Origin of the sequence: Pseudonocardia sp. DSM 110487, assembly GCF_019468565.1 — a bacterium.
GTDB lineage: Bacteria > Actinomycetota > Actinomycetes > Mycobacteriales > Pseudonocardiaceae > Pseudonocardia.
The window spans coordinates 4,464,909-4,482,827 of the sequence record NZ_CP080521.1 but is presented as its reverse complement, the minus strand read 5'-3'; the positions used below and the strand labels follow the sequence as shown (position 1 = coordinate 4,482,827).

The 17,919-nt window shown below is 71.5% G+C and carries 17 protein-coding genes; 12 read left to right on the top strand and 5 right to left on the bottom strand.

Annotation, left to right across the window (positions count from 1 at the left end; all coding sequences use genetic code 11):
* The first annotated feature begins 9 nt into the window (after positions 1-9).
* The 7 genes from K1T35_RS20865 to K1T35_RS20835 all read left to right on the top strand — a co-directional run bounded on the left by K1T35_RS20865 (position 10) and on the right by K1T35_RS20835 (position 5,994).
* Entirely contained in the window at positions 10-1,092 is a 1,083-nt protein-coding gene (locus tag K1T35_RS20865; protein ID WP_220262730.1) for a PotD/PotF family extracellular solute-binding protein, read from the top strand.
* Complete coding sequence (locus K1T35_RS20860; protein WP_220261794.1) at positions 1,089-1,952, top strand: ABC transporter permease; 864 nt, start codon at positions 1,089-1,091, stop codon at positions 1,950-1,952. The genes K1T35_RS20865 and K1T35_RS20860 overlap by 4 nt, the downstream gene beginning before the upstream one ends.
* Entirely contained in the window at positions 1,949-2,764 is an 816-nt protein-coding gene (locus tag K1T35_RS20855) for an ABC transporter permease (RefSeq protein ID WP_220261793.1), read from the top strand. The genes K1T35_RS20860 and K1T35_RS20855 overlap by 4 nt, the downstream gene beginning before the upstream one ends.
* Positions 2,761-3,807, top strand: coding sequence for an ABC transporter ATP-binding protein (locus K1T35_RS20850; protein ID WP_220261792.1), 1,047 nt, complete (start codon positions 2,761-2,763; stop codon positions 3,805-3,807). Before K1T35_RS20855 ends, K1T35_RS20850 begins: the two co-directional genes overlap by 4 nt.
* 81 nt (positions 3,808-3,888) lie before the next feature.
* Positions 3,889-4,215 (top strand): DUF6247 family protein, encoded by a 327-nt coding sequence (locus K1T35_RS20845; RefSeq protein WP_220261791.1) that lies wholly within the window; start codon positions 3,889-3,891, stop codon positions 4,213-4,215.
* Entirely contained in the window at positions 4,216-4,470 is a 255-nt protein-coding gene (locus tag K1T35_RS20840; protein WP_220261790.1) for a hypothetical protein, read from the top strand.
* Positions 4,471-4,608: 138 nt separating this feature from the next.
* Positions 4,609-5,994 (top strand): ATP-binding protein, encoded by a 1,386-nt coding sequence (locus tag K1T35_RS20835; RefSeq protein WP_220261789.1) that lies wholly within the window; start codon positions 4,609-4,611, stop codon positions 5,992-5,994.
* 45 nt (positions 5,995-6,039) lie between these two features.
* On the opposite strand, the gene K1T35_RS20830 is transcribed toward K1T35_RS20835, so the two are convergent.
* A complete protein-coding gene (locus K1T35_RS20830) occupies positions 6,040-7,002 on the bottom strand; it encodes a methionyl-tRNA formyltransferase (RefSeq protein WP_220261788.1) in 963 nt (320 codons plus the stop codon).
* Between the two features lie 318 nt (positions 7,003-7,320).
* Here K1T35_RS20830 and K1T35_RS20825 point away from each other — a divergent pair, with 318 nt between their 5' ends.
* From K1T35_RS20825 to K1T35_RS20810, 4 genes are all read left to right on the top strand, one after another.
* Entirely contained in the window at positions 7,321-8,694 is a 1,374-nt protein-coding gene (locus tag K1T35_RS20825; protein WP_220261787.1) for an aminomethyl transferase family protein, read from the top strand.
* Positions 8,691-9,605 (top strand): methylenetetrahydrofolate reductase, encoded by a 915-nt coding sequence (locus K1T35_RS20820; protein ID WP_255622370.1) that lies wholly within the window; start codon positions 8,691-8,693, stop codon positions 9,603-9,605. The genes K1T35_RS20825 and K1T35_RS20820 overlap by 4 nt, the downstream gene beginning before the upstream one ends.
* A complete protein-coding gene (gene purU / locus K1T35_RS20815; protein WP_255622369.1) occupies positions 9,602-10,489 on the top strand; it encodes a formyltetrahydrofolate deformylase in 888 nt (295 codons plus the stop codon). Before K1T35_RS20820 ends, purU begins: the two co-directional genes overlap by 4 nt.
* 73 nt (positions 10,490-10,562) lie before the next feature.
* Positions 10,563-11,393, top strand: a complete 831-nt coding sequence (locus tag K1T35_RS20810; RefSeq protein ID WP_220261785.1) for an endonuclease/exonuclease/phosphatase family protein — start codon at positions 10,563-10,565, stop codon at positions 11,391-11,393.
* Between the two features lie 56 nt (positions 11,394-11,449).
* On the opposite strand, the gene K1T35_RS20805 is transcribed toward K1T35_RS20810, so the two are convergent.
* From K1T35_RS20805 to K1T35_RS20795, 3 genes are all read right to left on the bottom strand, one after another.
* Positions 11,450-12,103 carry a response regulator transcription factor gene (locus tag K1T35_RS20805; protein ID WP_220261784.1) on the bottom strand — a complete coding sequence of 218 codons (654 nt, stop codon included), beginning with the start codon at positions 12,101-12,103 and terminating at the stop codon, positions 11,450-11,452.
* 215 nt (positions 12,104-12,318) lie between these two features.
* Entirely contained in the window at positions 12,319-13,221 is a 903-nt protein-coding gene (locus K1T35_RS20800) for an SDR family NAD(P)-dependent oxidoreductase (protein ID WP_220261783.1), read from the bottom strand.
* 11 nt (positions 13,222-13,232) lie between these two features.
* Positions 13,233-14,843 carry a GAF domain-containing sensor histidine kinase gene (locus K1T35_RS20795; protein WP_220261782.1) on the bottom strand — a complete coding sequence of 537 codons (1,611 nt, stop codon included), beginning with the start codon at positions 14,841-14,843 and terminating at the stop codon, positions 13,233-13,235.
* A gap of 228 nt (positions 14,844-15,071) precedes the next feature.
* Between K1T35_RS20795 and K1T35_RS20790 the strand changes: the two genes are divergently transcribed.
* Positions 15,072-16,679, top strand: coding sequence for an AMP-binding protein (locus K1T35_RS20790; RefSeq protein WP_220261781.1), 1,608 nt, complete (start codon positions 15,072-15,074; stop codon positions 16,677-16,679).
* A 67-nt stretch (positions 16,680-16,746) separates the two neighbouring features.
* On the opposite strand, the gene K1T35_RS20785 is transcribed toward K1T35_RS20790, so the two are convergent.
* A complete protein-coding gene (locus tag K1T35_RS20785; protein ID WP_220261780.1) occupies positions 16,747-17,919 on the bottom strand; it encodes an FAD-dependent monooxygenase in 1,173 nt (390 codons plus the stop codon).

Below are 17,919 nucleotides of genomic sequence, written 5' to 3'. Positions count from 1 at the left end.
AGAACGACCGTGGTGCAGCTCCCCCGCCGGCAGTTCCTCAAGCTCTCGGGTGCCGCAGGCGCCACGCTCGGCCTCGCCGCCTGCGGCGGGGCGCCGCCGCCCAACCCCGGGGCCGCGGGCGGTGGCGGCGCGGGCGAGGTCGTCGTCGGGACGTGGGGCGGGGACTACCAGAAGTTCCAGCAGGACTTCGTCGAGCCGGTGCTGGCCAGGACCGACGGGGCGCCCACCGTGGTCTACGACGTGGCCGACCAGGTCGCGCGCATGACGAAGATGCGCACGCAAGGCCAGACTGGCGGGCCGGGCACCATCGACGTCACCGCGCTCTCCGACCAACAGGCACAGGAGATGGCCGCCGCGTCGCTGCTCGGGAAGGTCGACCCCGCGCGCCTGTCCAACTTCGCCAACATCCGCGAGGATTTCCGCAACGACCTGTGGGTGCCGCACATCTACAGCGCCGGCGTGATCATCTACAACACCGAGCACGTGACCACGCCACCCGACAGCTACGAGGTGTTCTGGGACCCGGCCTACGCGGGCCGCATCGGGATCATGTCGATCCAATGGGCCACCGAGTACTTCATGGCCGCCGCGCTCGAGGCCGGTGGCGACCCCGGCAACAACTGGGACGCGGGCTGGCAGCGGATGCTCGCCCGGAAGGGCACCGTGCGGGTCTACGAGTCCCAGGAGCAGCTCGGCCAGGCGATGATGTCCGGCGAGGTGTGGCTGGCGTACAACTGGAAGGCGCGCGCCTACCAGTGGAGGAAGGCCGGGGCGCCGCTGGCGTCCGCCATCCCGCGGGAGGGCACGTTCCCGGTCGTCTTCACCGTCGGCGTCCCGGCCAATGCTCCGAACCCCGACGGCGCATACGCCTACATCGACGCGATGCTCGACCCCGAGGCGCAGGAGCAGTTCGCGCAGAACATGGGGTACTGGCCGACCGTCACCAACGTCGACCCGTCGCCGGAGCTGACCGCCGAGATCGGGTTCACGCCCGAGGAGGAGCAGAACATCCACCGGGTGGATCTCGCCTACCTCGCGCAGAACAACGAACGCTGGCGCCAGCAGTACGTCGAGCAACTGATCAACCAGTGACGCTCGACCGTCGCACCGGCTGGCTGCTGGTGATGCCCGCCGCTCTGGTCACCGTGGTCTTCTTCGTGGCCCCGCTGGTCTACTTCCTGCGGTTCAGCTTCGAGCGGCCGTCGCGCACGGCGTTCTCCGAGCCTGTGTTCACGCTGGAGAACTTCGCGCGGTTCTTCGCCAGCCCGTACCACGTCGGGGCGCTGACGCGCACCCTGCTGGTCGCGCTGGCCGCCACCGCGCTCGCGCTGCTGCTCGCGCTCCCGGTGGCCTACCTGATCACGAAGGCGAGCGCACGGGTCAAGGCCGTGCTGATCATCCTCACGGTGTTCCCACTGCTCGTCGGCAACGTCGTGCGGTCGATCGGCTGGGTCGCGCTGCTCGGCTACTCGGGCGTCGTCAACACCGTGCTCACCGCCGTCGGGCTCCTCGACGCCCCGGTCGAGCTCCTGCGCACCGCCACCACCGTCACCGTGGCGATCACGTCGGTCGTGCTGCCACTGATGGTGCTCACGCTGCAGGCATCCCTCGAGTCGGTCGACCCGAACACCGAACGGGCCGCGCTGGACCTCGGAGCCCGCCCGCTGCGGGTGTTCCGCCAGATCGTCCTTCCCCAGATCGTGCCGGGGATCGCGGCGGGCACGTCGCTGGTGTTCGTCCTGTGCATCAACGCCTACGCCACGCCGCGGCTCGTCGGCGGCACGCAGGTGCCGATGCTCGCGCCCGTCGTCTACGACACGATCTCGTCGGACAACAACTGGCCCTTCGGCGCGAGCATGGCGGCCCTCATGCTCGTCGTGAGCCTCGCCGTGGTGCTGCTGTACGGCCGGTTGCTGCGGCGCCAGTTCGAGGGATGGCGCGTGGCGCGGTGACCATTCCCCGCTGGCTGGTCGTCGTCGGCGTGCTGGTGTTCGGCTTCATGCTACTGCCGGTGGCACTCGTCGTCTGGATGTCGGTGTTCAACAGCGAGTTCCTCACGTTCCCGCCGCCGGGCTACTCGCTGCGCTGGTTCGGCGAGCTCACGCGCGAACGCGGCCTCTTCGGCGGGCTGCGGCTGTCCTTCGTGCTGGCCCTGTCGACCGCGGCGCTCTCGACGGCGCTCGGCCTCCTCGCCGCGATCGGGCTCTCCCGCGCCCGGCTCCGCTTTCGCGGTCTCCTGGAGAACGGGTTCCTGCTGCCGCTGCTGATCCCCGCGATCGTCAGCGGCGTGGCGGTCTACATCTACCTCTACCAGCTGTCGTGGATGCTGCAGGTGCGGCTCGTGCCGACGCTCGGGGCCCTGCTGCTCGCGCACACGATGATCACGCTGCCGTGGACGTTCCGGCTCGTGCACGCCGGACTGGCGGGCCTCGGCACGGACGTCGAGCGGGCCTCGCTCGACCTCGGCCGCGGCCCGTGGCAAACGCTGTGGCGGGTGACGCTGCCGCTGCTGCGGCCCTCGCTCGTCGGGGCGTTCATCTTCGCCTTCATCTTCTCGTTCGCCGAGCTGGAGATCAGCTTGTTCCTCATATCCCCCGGGCAGATCACGCTGCCGGTGGCGATGGTGCAGTACGCCGAGTTCCGCGTGGACCCGACGCTCGCCGCGGTGTCCACCGTGCAGATCCTGCTGGTGGGCACGCTGCTGGCGGTGTCCAACAGGTTCATCCGGTTCGGCCAGGTCCTCTCGGGTGGGGTGAAGGGATGACTGCACTGACCGTCGAAGGCGTCAGCAAGTCGTTCGGCTCCACGCCGGTGCTCGACGCCATCCACGTCGACGTCGAGGCGGGCGAGCTGGTGAGCCTGCTCGGCCCGAGCGGCTGTGGCAAGACCACCACGCTGAACGTCGTGGCAGGCTTCCTCCCCGCCGACGCAGGCCGCGTCCTGCTCGCCGGCAAGGACGTCACGGCGGTGCCGCCCTACCGGCGCGACACCGCCGTGGTGTTCCAGAACTACGCGCTCTTCCCGCACCTGCGCGTGCGGGACAACGTCGCCTACGGGCTGCGGGCGAGGAAGCTGCCCGCCGCCGAGGTGACCGAGCGGGTGCGGGAAGCCCTTGCCCTCATGGACATCGGTCAGCTCGCCGACCGCTACCCCGGACAGCTGTCGGGTGGGCAGCAGCAGCGCGTGGCCGTCGCGCGCGCCGTCGCCGTCCGGCCGCGTGTGCTGCTCATGGACGAACCGCTGTCCAACCTCGACGCCAAGCTCCGCCAGGAGATCCGCCTCGAGCTGCGCGCCCTGCAGCAACGACTGGACCAGGCGGTCCTGTTCGTCACCCACGACCAGGAGGAGGCGCTGTCGATCTCCGACCGGATCGCCGTGCTGAACGCCGGGCGGGTGGAGCAGGTCGGCAGCCCGTCGGAGGTGTTCGAGCGCCCGCGCACGGTGTTCGTCGCCGACTTCATGGGCGTGGAGAACATCTTCCCCGGCGAGGTCGTGGACGGCCGCTATCGCACCGCCGACGGGCTGGAGCTGCCCGTGCCGAGCGCGGGCCCGGCCGACCACGTCGGGATCCGCCCCTCGGCGGTCCGTCTGGCCCCGGCGGGCGAGCCGACCCCCACCGCACACGGGGCGAAGGTCACCGGCCGCGTCTACCTCGGCGACACCGTCCGCTACCACCTGGAGCTCGAACCCTCCGGCATCACGGTGGTGGCCGAGCAGCCGCGCAGCGCCGGGGCGTCGTGGCAGCCGGGCGACGCGGTGCAGGCCTCGTTCGCGGCGGAGGATCTGCTCCCGCTGCAGGCGCGCTGACCGCGTTGTACGAGCGACGTTGTACGAGCGACACAAGACGACCGGAGACCCGACGAGCGTCTGCACGGCTATGGTGAGCACGTGACCGCACCCGCAGGCGCCGGGCACCACGACGGTCCCCCCGCGACCACGCCCCGTGCGATTCGGGCCGTGCTGCTGCCTGAAGAGGTCGGAGACTTCGACAGGGAGTGGCGCACTGCCTTGGCGCGCGCGGCTGAAACGCTGGACCTCACCGAGGTCTTCGACACACTCGAGCGATGGCGACGGATCGCACGGAGCACCCAAGCCGATCCCCAGGCCCATCGCCGCATGCTCGCCACCGCTGCACGCCTCCGTGCCGGCGAGAACCTCCCGAGTGCGAGCGCGGACGATTTGAGGGCGCTCATCAATCAGAGGCTCGGCCGATAGTTGTACGTCCTCAGGACATACGAGGAAGCGATCGAGCAGATCGCTGCCCTGCCGAACGAAGCGCTTGACCACTATGCGCAGGTGATCGACGTGCTCGAGTTGGCTCCGTGGAGCGGCGATCCTTACAACATGAGCAATCCGGACGGGGCCATGCGGCAACTCGTCTTCGGACCGAATGGCAGAGGCATGGTCACCTACCTCGTCCTCGAGGACCAGCGGCGCGTCGATGTGCTGCGGGTCCTGTGGTCCGAGTAGGGAGCACCCGCGGCTGACCCCACCGGCCGAACGCCCAGGCGGCAGCCCGGGACCGGGTCGACCAGCCGGCGTAACGTCGGCTGTGCCGAGGGCGAGGCGCATAGACGTGAGCTATCAAGATCCGATGAGAACGACCCTGTGATCCGCGTCGAGGACCTCAGATCGCTGCCGCTGTTCGGCGACCTGTCCGACGGCCAGATCGCGCAGTTGATCGCGGCCGCCACGGTCGTCCCGATCGAATCCGGTGTCGAGCTGTTCCACGAGGGCGAGCCTGCGGTCTTCTGGTGGGCGCTCGTGGACGGCGCGATCGAGCTGAGCCGTACCTTCGACCGCGAGGAGACCGTGGTCGGCCGGATGGACGTTCCCGGAAGGTGGGCGGGCGGATTCCGCGCATGGGACGAGCGCGGCGTCTACCTGGCGACCGGGCGCGGAAAGGTCGACGGGCGGGTGCTCCGGGTACCCGCGGCGGCACTGGCTGCGCTGTCGAGCGCCTGGTTCCCGTTCGGAAGCCACCTGATCAGCGGGCTGTACCACACGGCACGCTCGATCGAGTCGACCGCGCGTCAACGCCAGTCGCTCGTCGCACTCGGCACGCTGGCCGCGGGCATCGCCCACCAGATCAACAACCCGGCCGCGGCCGCCACGAGGGCGATCGACGAGCTCGAGGAGACCTGCCGGACCCTGCTGTCGTCGCTGGGCCTCCTCGCCCGGAACGAGATCTCGGCCCGGCAGTTCGTGGCACTCGACGCCCTACGCGGCGAGATCGGGTCCCGGCAAGTCGTCTCGAACCCGCTCGCCGTCGCCGACCTGGAGGACGACCTCGAGTCGTGGCTCACCGGCCACGGCGTCGAACGCGGGTGGCTCCTCGCCCCGGCACTGGCCGCCGCGGGCGTCGACGTCGGCTGGTGCGAGCGGGCGGGCACCGTCATCGACGGGGCCGCGCTCGGCCCGGCCATGGAGTGGGTGGCGAGCACCCTGTCCGCCACCGCGTTGCTCACCGAGCTCAAGGAGTCGACCGCGCGGATCTCCGAGCTGGTCGCCACCGTCAAGTCGTACTCGCAGATGGATCGCGCGTCGATGCAACGCGTCGACGTCGCAGGCGGCGTCGACAGCACGCTGGCGATGCTCGCCCACAAGCTGGGTGGCGGCATCGCGATCGTCCGCGACTACGGGTCCGACGTGCCGCCGATCGACGCCTACGCGAGCGAGCTGAACCAGGTCTGGACCAACCTGATCGACAACGCGCTCGACGCGATGGACGGCGCCGGCACGCTGCGGGTGACGGTGGGCCGTGACGGCGATGCCGTGTCGGTGTCGATCGCCGATACCGGGTCGGGAATGTCGCCCCAGGTGGCGGAACGCGCGTTCGACGCGTTCTTCTCGACCAAGGACGTCGGCAAGGGCACGGGCCTCGGCCTCGACATCGCGCGGCGCATCGTCGTCGAGCGCCACGGCGGAACGATCACGATCGACTCCCGCCCCGGCGCGACGGCTCTGCACGTCCGGCTGCCCGCCCGGCGGTGACGAGCGCGAGCGCCACCGCGGCGAGGCAGGACGTCCGACGGAAGGTCATGCGTCGTCTCTCGGAGGGTGCGAGGTGAGGTAGCCGCCCATGTGGGGGAAGTACTCGGCGGCGTCGAACTCACTGCCGTCGTCGGTGCGCACGCGTTCGATCAGCAGGCCGGGGTTGCGTCCGCGCCGCGCGTCGGGCCCGGCGACGATCACGACCCCGCTCCCCCGCCGGATCACGATCCGCCCCGGCGTGCCGCCGATCGCGTCGTCGGTGACGCGGGCGCGCAGCAGCCGCAGCCGCTCCCCGCGGTAGAAGCAGTAGGCGTTCGGGTACGGGTCGACCTGCGCCCGCACGAGGTTGAAGATGTCGCGCGCAGGCCATGTCCAGTCGATGCGGTTGTCCTCGTCGCCGCGGCGGTGGAAGTACGAGGCCTTCGCGCGGTCCTGCGGCGTCGGTTCCCGGCGGCCGGACGCCACCAGGTCGAGGGCCTCGACGGTGATCGGGCCGAACATCGCGAGAGTGCGGTCGAACAGGTCGACGATCGTGTCGTCGTCCGAGACGGGTGTGGACCACTGCAGGATGATGTCGCCCGCGTCGAAGTCACCGTTCATCCTGTGCGCGGTGACCCCGACCTCGGGCTCGTCGTTGATCAGCGCCCAGTTCAGCGGGGCGAAGCCGGCGTAGGCGGGCAGCAGCGCGTCGTGGACGTTCACCGTGCCCAGCCGCGGGGCGGAGAACACCTCGGGGGGCAGCCACGTGCGCCAGTTGGAGACCACCATGACATCGGCACCGGCCGCGGCGACGGCCTCGCGCGTCTCCGCGTCCCCGGCGCGGTTGCGGACCATGAGCGGGATGCCGCGGTCGGCGGCGAGCTCGGCAACCGACTCGTTGAAGATCTTCTCGTAGGCGTTGTCGCCGTCGGGGTGGGTGACGATCAGGGGCACCTCGTGACCGGCCTCGAGCACCGCCTCGATGGTGCGCCGACCCCAGGTCATGTAACCGAACGCCACGACTCGCACAAGATCTCCCGTCAGGCCGAGCTAGGAGGGTCCTGAACAACTCGGGCCGTAGCGAGCGGCGTCCAGGTGGTGTCCTCGCAAGGCGGACGATCGCGCCGATACCGGGGTTGTATCGGGGCGATCGTCCAACGCGGCGAGGGCGCCGCCTGGGCGCCGCGCAGTAGGCCTGAGTTGTTCAGGGCGCTCCTGGGTAAGGGTCACCTTAGGCCACATCCCGCGGCCAACGTCATCTGTCCTGGTTCCCCCTGGACGGACCGCCCCCTCGATGCCGTCATCCGCGCGATGAGGACCGGGGCCGCGCTTTCTACCGTCGACCACGTGCCCCCCGAGAGCCTCGCTGCCGCGATCGCGCGCGCCGGCAACGCGGTCGACCTGCTGCGGAACGCCGCGACGCCGGCCCACACGTTCCCGATCGCGCCGGAGTTCACGAACTGGCGCTCCGAGCAGCGGGCGTGGGCACGGACGTGTGCGCTGCTCGACCAGTCCCACCACATGACCGACCTGTTCATCGAGGGACCGGACGCGCTTCGCCTGCTCAGCGACCTGGGCGTCAACACATTCGCGAACTTCGGGGTGAACCGGGCCAAGCAGTTCGTCGCCGTCAACGCGGACGGCCACCTGATCGGCGACGCCATCCTCTTCCACCTGGAGGAGTCGCACTACGACCTGGTCGGGCACCCCATGGTGATCGACTGGGTCCAGTTCCACATCGAGACCGGCGACTACAAAGCGACCGCGGAGCGCGACGGCAACTCCGCCGTCCGCACCGGGCCGCCGACGCTCTACCGCTACGAGCTGCAGGGGCCGACCGCCGCCGCCGTCATCGAGCAGGCCACCGGAGCTCCGCTTCCCGCGACGAAGTTCTTCCACATGGCCGAGTTCACGATCGCAGGCCGCCGGGTCCGCGGGCTGCGCCACGGCATGGCGGGCCAGCCCGGCTTCGAGCTGTTCGGGCCGTGGGCCGACGGCGAGGCCGTGCTCGCGACCCTGCTCGCGGCCGGGGCGGACCACGGGCTCGTCCGGGCGGGCGCGAAGGCCTACTCGACGGCCAACCTGGAGTCCGGCTGGGTACCAGCGCCCCTTCCGGCGATCTTCGCCGCGGACGACTCGCGGCTCGCGGCCTACCGCGACTGGCTCCCTGCCGCCGCCGTCGGATCGCTCGGCGGCAGCGTCGACTCCAGCAACATCGCCGACTACTACCTCACGCCCTACGACATCGGCTACGAGCGCAACGTCCGCTTCGACCACGACTTCGTCGGCCGCGCCGCCCTGGAACGGATCGCCGAGGCCCCGCCGCGCCGGAAGGTCACCCTGGTGTGGAATCCCGACGACGTCGCCGCGGCGATCGGCTCGCTGTTCACCCCCGGCCCGGGCGCCAAGCACATCGACCTGCCGAAGGCGCGCTACGCCCTGCACCAGCAGGACAAGGTACTGGCAGGCGGTGATCGAGCGGACGAACAGGTGGGCGTCTCCCTCGACTGCGGCTACCTCGCCAACGAGCGCGCCATGGTCTCGCTCGCCACCGTCGACGTCGCCCACAGCGCTCCGGGCACCGAGGTCGTCGTGCTATGGGGCGAGGAGCCGAACTCCGCCAAGCCGCAGGTCGAGGACCACCGCCTCTCGAGGATCCGGGCCACCGTCGCCCCGGTCCCGTACGTGCAGTTCGCCCGCGACGAGTACCGGGGGAAATGATGTCGACAGAAACGAACGACCGAGCAACGAACGACCGAGCCGAGCCCAACCAGACGACCAGCGCTCCCGTCTCGCGGCGGGAGGCGCTGGTCCGGGCGTTGCGGAACACCAGCTACGAGGTGCTCCCGTTCAAGAAGACCGAGGCGGCCGTGCTCGAGCACGTCCCCCTGGACGTGGCCCTGACCGTCACCACGACCGAGGTGAAGGGCCTCGGCCCCACGATCGACCTCGCCGTGCGCCTGTCCCGCCACGGGTACACAGCGGCGCCGCACCTCGCGGCCCGGCTCGTCCGCGACGACGCCCACCTCACCGACATCGTCGCGCAGCTGCGCGAGGCGGGCGTCCGCAGCGTCTTCGTGATCGGCGGCGACGCGGCGGAACCGGCCGGCACCTTCCCCGACGCGCTGAGCCTCCTGCGACGCCTCGACGAGATCGGGCACCCGTTCACGACCGTCGGCATCGGCGGCTACCCCGAAGGTCACGGGCACATCCCCGACGACCTGATCGACAAGGCCATCGAGCAGAAGGCGCCGCACGCCACCCAGGTCATCACCCAGCTCTGCTTCCACGCCGACACCACGATGAACTGGGCCCGCGGCATCCAGGCCCGCGGCGTCGCCCTGCCCGTCCGCGTCGGCATCCCGGGCGCCGTCAGCAGGCAGAAGCTCGTGCGCATCACGGCGGGGCTCGGCCTCGGCCAGTCCGCCCGCTTCCTCAAGAAGCAGCAGAGCATGCTGTGGCGGTTCTTCCTGCCGGGCGGCTACAGCCCCAACCGGCTCGTCAAGCGGCTCACCCCCGGCGTCGGGCAGCCCGGCAGCAACCTGGCAGGCTTCCACGTCTTCACATTCAACGAGCTGGAGAAGACGCAGACATGGCGCAAGGAGTGGCTCGCCCGCCTGGAGGCGGCGTGACCCCGGACCGGCCGGGACAGCCCGGTGTCGGGCAGCACTGCGTGCTGACGCTGTCCTGCCCCGACACGCTCGGCATCGTGCACGCGGTGTCCGGCTTCCTCGTCCAGCACGGGTGCACGATCCGGGAGAGCCAGCAGTTCGAGGATCCCGACAGCGGCACCTTCTTCATGCGGGTCCAGTTCGCCCGCGCGGACGGCGCCACGCTCGACGTCGACCAGCTCCGCGGCGACTTCTCCGACGTCTCCGTCCGGTTCGGGATGACGTGGCGCATGGTCGACGCCTCCGAGCACCAGCGCGTGATCATCATGGTCAGCAGGTTCGCGCACTGCCTCAACGACCTGCTGTTCCGCACCTCGGTCGGCGAGCTCAACCTCGACGTCGTCGCCGTGGTGTCCAACCACCCCGACCTCGGCCGTCTCGCCGACAACTACGACGTCCCGTTCCGCCACATCCCGGTCACCCCCGACACCAAGGCGGAGGCCGAGGCGGCCCTGCTCGAGCTGGTCCGCACCGAACGCGTCGACCTGGTGGTGCTCGCCCGCTACATGCAGATCCTGTCCGACGAGACCTGCAAGCAGCTCGAAGGCCGGGCGATCAACATCCACCACTCGATGCTGCCCAGCTTCAAGGGCGCCCGCCCCTACCACCAGGCCCACGCCCGGGGGGTCAAGGTCATCGGTGCCACCGCCCACTACGTCACCGGCGACCTGGACGAGGGCCCGATCATCGAGCAGGAGCTCATGCGCGTCGACCACACGATGAGCGCAGACGAGTTCGCCGCCCACGGCCGGGAGGTCGAATGCCGGGCCCTTGCCCGCGCCGTCCGCTGGCACACGGAGAACCGCGTGGCCCTCAACGGGACGAAGACGGTGGTCCTCCAGTAGATCGGGTGAACCCCGCGACCACGAGCCCCGTGTCGGCAGAGTGTGGGTGAGAGGGTCGTACCAGGGGCTACGGATGGCGATCGCCTGCTGCCTGCTCGTCGGGCTCGCGGCGTGCACCGGTGTGACGACGGGGCTGAGCGCGGCCGGTGGGACGCCTGCCGCCCAGCTCACGACGTCGCAGGTGCGGGTGCTGCAGCTCAACCTGTGCAACAGCGGCATCGCGGCGTGCTATTCGGCCGGCCGGTCCATCGAGGAGGCCGCCGCGGTGATCCGTGCGGAGTCGCCCGACCTGGTCACCTTGAACGAGATCTGTGAGGACGACCTGCGGCCGCTCGAGCGTGCGCTCGCCCGCGCGGTGCCGGGCGGCAAGGCCGTGTCCGCGTTCCAGGCGGCGCGCGACCGCAACACGGGCGAGGGGTACCGCTGCGCCAACGGCGAGCAGTACGGAATCGGCATCGTGTCCCGGTGGCGCGCGGTGTCCGGGACCGCCCCGGCCGGCGGGATCTACCCGGTGCAGGACGAGGACGACCCCGAGGAGCGGGCCTGGCTGTGCCTGGACGTCGCAGCCACCCCTGCGCTCGGCGTCTGCACCACGCACCTCGCCTACACCAAGCGCGAGGTCGCGTCCGGGCAGTGCCGGTACCTGTTCGACACGGTCATCGGCGGGATGCGCGCGCGGAACGGGGCGGCGTCGGTGGTGGTCGGTGCCGATCTGAACCTCGACGGCGACAACCCGGACCTCCGGTCCTGCATCCCACCCGATTCCGCGCTCACCGACGACGGTGCGGTGCAGCACGTCGTCGCGACGCCCGATTTCGTCCTCGACACCTCCCGGACGATCGAGCTGCGAATCGACACCGAACACCCGGGCCTGCTGGTCACGCTCGCCCGGCGAGCGTCATAGCCCACCGAGTGCTCTAGGCAGTGTCCTGTAGGTCGGTGCGCAGCCCCCACGATGATTCAACCCGGCTCGACAAGGCCCTCCCGGACGGCGACGAGCGCGGCCTGGGTGCGCGAGGTCAGGTTCAGCTTCCCCAGCACGTTGCTCACGTGCGTGCGGGCCGTGCGCTCGCTGATCACGAGCTCCGACGCGATCTCCTTGTTGGACATGCCGGCGGCCACGAGGACGAGGATCTCCCGCTCCCGGGACGTGAGGGCGCCCAGCCCACTGCGCGGCCCGCGGATCTCCTGGGCGAGGCGCCGCCCGACGGCGGCGTCGAGATACACCTCGTCCCGTGCCGCCGCGTACAGCGCGGAGGCGACCTCGGCCGCCCCGGCGTCCTTGAGCAGGTAACCGGATGCGCCCTGCTGCAGCGCGGCGTGGACGCGCTCGTTCTCCCCGAAGCTGGTCAGGATCACCACCCGGACCGACGGGAACCGCCGCACGATCTCCCCGGTGGCGGCCACCCCGTCCATGCGGGGCATCTGCAGGTCCATGAGCACCACGTCCGGGAGCGTCCCGGCCGAGCTCAGGGCGTCCAGCTTCTCGAGGGCGTCCCTGCCGTCGGCGGCCTCGCCGGCAACGTCGACGTCGTCGAGGACGTCGAGGTAGGAGACGACACCGCGCCGGACGACCGAGTGGTCGTCGACGACGAGCACCCGCAGCGCGGTCATCGCGCGCCGACCGGGACGAGAGGTGCGGTGCCGAGCAACATCGCACCGACGCTAGACGGCGGGGAACGGCAGGCCATCGCGCGCATGACCGGTCTCGTCCCGGCACTCCGTCATCGGACCCCGTACGTCATATGACACGAGCACCGGATCAGATCAGGTGCCGCACGAGGATCGTCGCCACGCCCTTGATGCCGTTGACCACGATGGCGGCCATGTCAGTTCCCGCCCGTGTCGAGCGGGGCAGGCAGGTAGTCCCGCAGCTCGCTCTTGAGCTCGGTGGCGAACAGGTCGCGGACCGCCTCCGGGGTCCAGCCGCCCGATCGCAGCTGCTCGGCGACCTGGTCGGGGTGGGTCCACAGGGCGATGCGGTCACCGCCCACGGCGATCGCCTGGCCGGTCACACCGGACGAATCCGCCGAGGCCAGGTACACGACCAGCGGCGCGACGTCGTCGGGTGTGCCGAGTCCCTTCCGCCGGACCTGCTCGGGCACGGGCTCGCCGCGGTCGGCCTTCTCGACGAGCTCGCCGAGGCCGGGGATGGTCGCCACCATGCGGGTCAGGGCGGTCGGGACGATCGCGTTGACCGTCACGCCGATCTTCGCGTGCTCCACGGCCCAGGTGCGCATCATCGCGACGATCGCGCCCTTCGACGCGGAGTACGCGGTCTGGCCGAAGCTCGCCCGCTGCCCGGCAGGCGACCCGACCAGGATCAGCCGGCCGCCATCGCCCTGCTCCCGGAACCGCCGCACCGCCGCGCGGCCGCAGGTGAAGGTGCCGCGCAGGTGGCTCGTCACCACCAGGTCGAAGTCTTCGTCCGTGGTGTTGCGCAGCGTCCTGTCCCGCAGTGCACCGGCGTTGGTGATCATCACGTCGAGGCGGCCGAACTCGTCGACGGCCCTGGCGACGAGCGCGTCGGCGATCTCGGAGCCACCCACGGCGCCGACCACCGCCACCGCACTGCCACCGGCGTCGACGATCGACGCCACCGTCTCCTCGGCCACGTCCGCGTCGAGGTCGTTGACCACCACGGACGCGCCCGCCGCGGCGAGTGCCCGTGCGTAGGAGCGGCCGAGGCCGCGCCCGGCCCCGGTGACCACGGCAACCCTGCCGTCGAGCATGGGATTCCTCCTCAGTTGGCGACCCGCGCTGTGACATCGATTCGTTCGCCGGCCCGCTCATGGGGCACCGAGACGGGGAGCGGGATGACGGCACGCACGGCCGTGCCCGCGGCCGATCGCTGCCGGATCCGCAACGTCCCGCCCCACCGTTCGGCGCGTTCTCGCATGCTCGTCAGCCCGTACCCGTCGGACCCGCCGGCGGCTGCGGCACGCGCCGCGCGCAGGCCACGGCCGTCGTCGGCGACGCTCACCGTCAGCACGTGGTCCCGCACCCCGACGCGGACGGTCACGGCGCCTGCCTCGGCGTGCTTGACCACGTTGTGGATGGCCTCGGCAACGATGCGGTAGGCGTCCTCGGCGATCTCGGAGCCCACGTCCGGGAGGCCGGAGCCCACGTGCAGGTCGAACCGCAGGCCGGTGCGGTTGCCGGTGCTCTCGACGAGCGCGCGAACGGCTTCCCCGAGCCCGACAGCGGCCGACGTCGGGGGGCGTAGCTCGTGCACCATCGCCCGCAGGTCGGCGAGCACGGTCTTCGACAGATCCTCGATCTCGTCGGCGATCCGCTGCACCGTCGCCGCGGCCACCGGCCCGCCGCGGCCGCCCAGCACGCTCAGCGACTTCGCCTGCATCCCGACCGAGAACACCTGCTGGACGATCGAGTCGTGCAGGTCCCGTGCCAGCCGCTGGCGCTCCTCGCGGCGGGCGAGCGCGCGCTCCTCGTGCAGCAGCGCGGCGTAGTCCACCGCCACCGCGGCCTGCTCGGCCATCGCCACCAGGAACTCCAGCGTGGGCCTGCCGACGACCTGACCGGGCGCGAAGAACGCGTTCAGCACGCCTTCTGCCCGGCCGCGGAGCATCAGCGGCACGCTCGCGAACGAGTCCCATTCGAGCTCGCTGAGGTACTCCCGCAGCGGTTCCCACGCGGGGTCGTCCTTGATCATCCCCCAGCGGTGGGGCACCACAACGGGTTCCCGGCCGTCGAGCGCGTCGAGCATGCGCAGCGCGGCACCCCGGGACCGGCAGCGCATGAGCCGGTCGAAGAAGTCCGGCCAGCGCCGGAAGCCGGCCGAGCCCATGATCTGCAGGTTCCGGCCTGCGCCGTCGAAGGTGAAGATCTGGACGGCGGCCAGCGCGTCGGCCTGCACGACCTCGCGCGCGACCGCGTCGAGCATCGCCGTGATCGACCGGGCGGACGCGAGCGTGGCCGAGGTCCGCGCGATCGCCGCCACCCGCCGCTGCCGGTGCCGCTCGGCGGTGACGTCGCGGAACGCCACGACGGTGGCGCGTTCCGGCCCGGGCAGCGGGCGCGTCCGGTAGGCGAACTCCCGGCGCACGCCCGCGACGGGTGCCCAGATCGACACCTGTTCTGCGGGCTCGTCCTCGAGGAGGCCCCCGGCATCGGTCGGGGCGGGGCAGGCGAGCTCGAAGGGCGCCGGCATACCGATGAGGTCGTCCGCATCGCGTTCGCACAGGGCGATGGCCGCCGCGTTCAGCTGCACGAACAGCCCGGCGGCGTCGACGACCGCAAGCCCGTCGGGGGCGTGCGCGGAGAGCTCCGACCAGTCCACGGGTGGGGCCGAGCCGACAGCGGGTACGGCGGTTGCAGAACCTCGATCGGGCATCCGACCTCCTTCCGCCACCGGTGCCTTCCGGCCGCCAGCATGCCCAGGCGCGGCGGGCGCCGTCATCCCGCCGCGGCTCGCTCGCGCCGATCCACGTCAAGTGTCTCGGCCGCGCTCGGTCGATGGGCCGAGAGCGATCGGTCATTGCACGCTGTCCGCCTCCCGGCCGCGTTCCTAGCCTCTGTCGAATGGGCCCCGGTCGGATGCTGCTCGGTCTCGGAGGCTGAGATGGACGCGTCGATCGGCACGGTGTGGGAGGCGGTGGCCGCGCACCTCCCGGACGAGATCGCGATCTCCGAACCGGGGCGCGAGTACACCTACGCGGAGTTCGACGACCGCGCCTCGCGGCTGGCCGCTGCCCTCGACGCGGCCGGAGTCGGCCCCGGCGACACTGTCGCCTGCTACCTCTACAACGGCGCCACGTACCTGGAGACCGTGTTCGCCGCGTTCAAGATCGGCGCGATCCCGGTCAACGCGAACTACCGGTACACCGGGCACGAGCTCAGCGAGCTGCTCGCCGACGCCGACGCCGCGGCGGTGGTGTTCAGCGGAACGCTCGCCGAGAACGTCGCGCACGCCGCGGAGCACGTCCGCACCCTGCGGCTGCTGGTACGCGCCGGACCCGGCGGCGGCCCGGAGGCCCGTGATCTCGACGAGCTGCTGGCCGGCACTCCGCCGCGCCCCCGGACCCCGCGCCCGGGCTCCGACCAGCTCTTCATGTACACCGGCGGCACCACCGGCAAGCCGAAGGGCGTGATCTGGCGGCAGGCCGACCTGCTGCACAGCCTCACGGTGCCGATCTTCGGCCCGCTCGGCCACACGTCCCTCCCCGCCACGCTGGACGAGGCCGTGGAGATCGCGGTGACGGCCCGCTCGACCGGCCGCGCCCCGGCGACGATGCCGATCGTCCCGCTCATGCACGCGACGGGCCTGTTCAACACCATGGGCGCGCTGCTCGTCGGCGGCCGGGCCGTCACCGCGCGACCGGGCGGTCTGGACCCGCGTCACGTGTGGGAGACGATCGCGGTGCAGCGCGCCGGGACGATCATCGTGGCCGGCAACGCGGTCTGCCAGCCACTCGTCGACGAACTGCGCGCCGCCGAGAAGGCGGGCAAGCCGCACGACGTCTCCTCGCTGCGCGGCATGATCAGCTCGGGCACCGCGTTCAGCGACCACCTCAAGCAGGCCTTCCACGAGCGCGCGCAGGTGACCATCACCGACGCCATCGCCTCCAGTGAGGGCGGCCCGTTCGCGTTCGCGATCACGCGCTCGGTGGACGATCTCCCCTCCCGGTTCTTCCCGGTGCCCGCTACGAAGGTGATCGGCGCGGACGACCGGATCCTCGAACCCGGCAGCGGCGAGGTCGGCGTCCTCGCCTACAATGGGCCGATGCCGCTGGGCTACTACAAGGACAGCGCGAAGACCGCCACGACCTTCCGCACGATCGACGGCGTGCGCTACTCCATCCCCGGCGACCACGCCCAGCTCGACACCGATGGGGCGATCCGCTTCCTCGGCCGCCGCTCCGGTGTCATCAACACCGGCGGGGAGAAGGTGCACCCCCAGGAGGTCGAGAACGCGCTCCTCACCCACCCCGACGTCACCGACTGCGCCGTGGTCGGCGTGCCCGACCCGACGTGGGGCGAGAGCGTGGCCGCTGTCGTCGCCACGCCCGGGGCGCCGGCCGAACAGGAGCTGCGGGACTGGGTCCGGCGCACCCTCGCCGGCTACAAGGTGCCGCGCCGGATCGTGCTGGTCGAGCGGCTGCCCCGGACCCCGACCGGCAAGCTGGAGGTGGCGCGGGCCAAGGAGATCGTCGAGCGCGGGTCGGCGTAGCTACGGCGCGCTCGCTGCCGTCCTCGCAGCGCCCGCGGAGCCTGCGACGACCGCACTCAGCGCGCGATCAGCCCGCGTAGAGCCAGTCGATGTAGCGGTAGTCGCCGGGATCCCGGTCCCGCAGGAGTGCGTTGCGGGTGGCCCGGAACAGCCCGTCGCAGTGCCACAGGTCGCCCCACTGCCGGGCGGTGCGCTGCACGCGAGCGGTGCGGACGGTGCGAATCTCGGCGTACGCGGCCAGGGCTCGGTCCCAGTCGGTGCCGTCGGCGGTGCGGGCCTTGGTGGCCTGCTCGGCGAGCTGGGCGGCGTCCTCGAGTGCCTGGCAGGCGCCCTGGGCGAGGTACTGCAGCATGGGGTGGGCGGCGTCGCCGGTGAGGGCGAGCCGTCCGTCGACCCAGGCGGCGATCGGGTCGCGGTCGTACATGCGCCACCAGCGGTCGCGCCACAGGCTCGGCAGCGCCGCCTGGATCCGGTCGCAGGTGGCGGCGAAGGCGGCGCCGAGCTCGTCGGGGGTGCCCCAGTCCTCATCGCCGGCAAGGGCCTTCGGCGAGCGGAACACCGCGACCTGGTTGAACATCTCGCCGCGGCGCAGCGGGTACTGCACGAAGTGGCAGCCGGGTCCGATGTAGACGACGACGTCGTCGAGAGCGAGGCCAGAGGTGTCGGGCAGGTCCGCGAGGGGGAGCGCGCCGCGGTAGGCGACGTAGGCGGAGCTGACCGGCTCGTCGTCGCTGAGCCGGGCGCGCAGCCGGGAGCCGAGGCCGTCGGCGGCGAGGACGACGCGGCCGGTGTCCCGGCGCCGCTCCCCCACCGCGACGGCGTGGTCCGCGGCGAGTTCCACGTCGCGGACGGCGGCATCGGTGACGAGGTCGACGCCGGCCGCGCGGCAGGCCCGCAGGAGGATCGCGTGCAGGTCGCTGCGGTGGATCACGACGTACGGGGCGCCGTACCGACGCGCGGTGTCGGCGAGGTCGAGGTGCGTGAGCTCGCTGCCGTCGAGGGCGTCGCGCATCACCAGCCTGCGCGGCGTGACCCCGAGGTCGACGACCTCGTCCAGGAGGTCCCACGAACGCAGGAGCCGGGTGGCGTTCGGGGCCATCTGCAGGCCCGCGCCCACCTCGCCGAACTGCGGCTCCTTCTCCAGGACCCGCACCGCGAAGCCCGCCCGGGCGAGCGCGAGGGCGCTGCCCAGCCCGCCGATCCCGCCCCCGACGACGACGGCGTCCACATCGGGGTCCAT

Excerpts from the sequence above, each read along its gene's own strand:
- K1T35_RS20850 (WP_220261792.1), top strand. The coding sequence starts at position 2,761 with ATGACTGCACTGACCGTCGAAGGCGTCAGCAAGTCGTTCGGCTCCACG.
- K1T35_RS20800 (WP_220261783.1), bottom strand. The coding sequence starts at position 13,221 with ATGCTCGACGGCAGGGTTGCCGTGGTCACCGGGGCCGGGCGCGGCCTC.
- K1T35_RS20795 (WP_220261782.1), bottom strand. The coding sequence starts at position 14,843 with ATGCCCGATCGAGGTTCTGCAACCGCCGTACCCGCTGTCGGCTCGGCC.
- K1T35_RS20810 (WP_220261785.1), top strand. The coding sequence starts at position 10,563 with ATGGCGATCGCCTGCTGCCTGCTCGTCGGGCTCGCGGCGTGCACCGGT.
- K1T35_RS20805 (WP_220261784.1), bottom strand. The coding sequence starts at position 12,103 with ATGACCGCGCTGCGGGTGCTCGTCGTCGACGACCACTCGGTCGTCCGG.
- K1T35_RS20785 (WP_220261780.1), bottom strand. The coding sequence starts at position 17,919 with ATGGACCCCGATGTGGACGCCGTCGTCGTCGGGGGCGGGATCGGCGGG.
- K1T35_RS20820 (WP_255622370.1), top strand. The coding sequence starts at position 8,691 with ATGATGTCGACAGAAACGAACGACCGAGCAACGAACGACCGAGCCGAG.
- K1T35_RS20790 (WP_220261781.1), top strand. The coding sequence starts at position 15,072 with ATGGACGCGTCGATCGGCACGGTGTGGGAGGCGGTGGCCGCGCACCTC.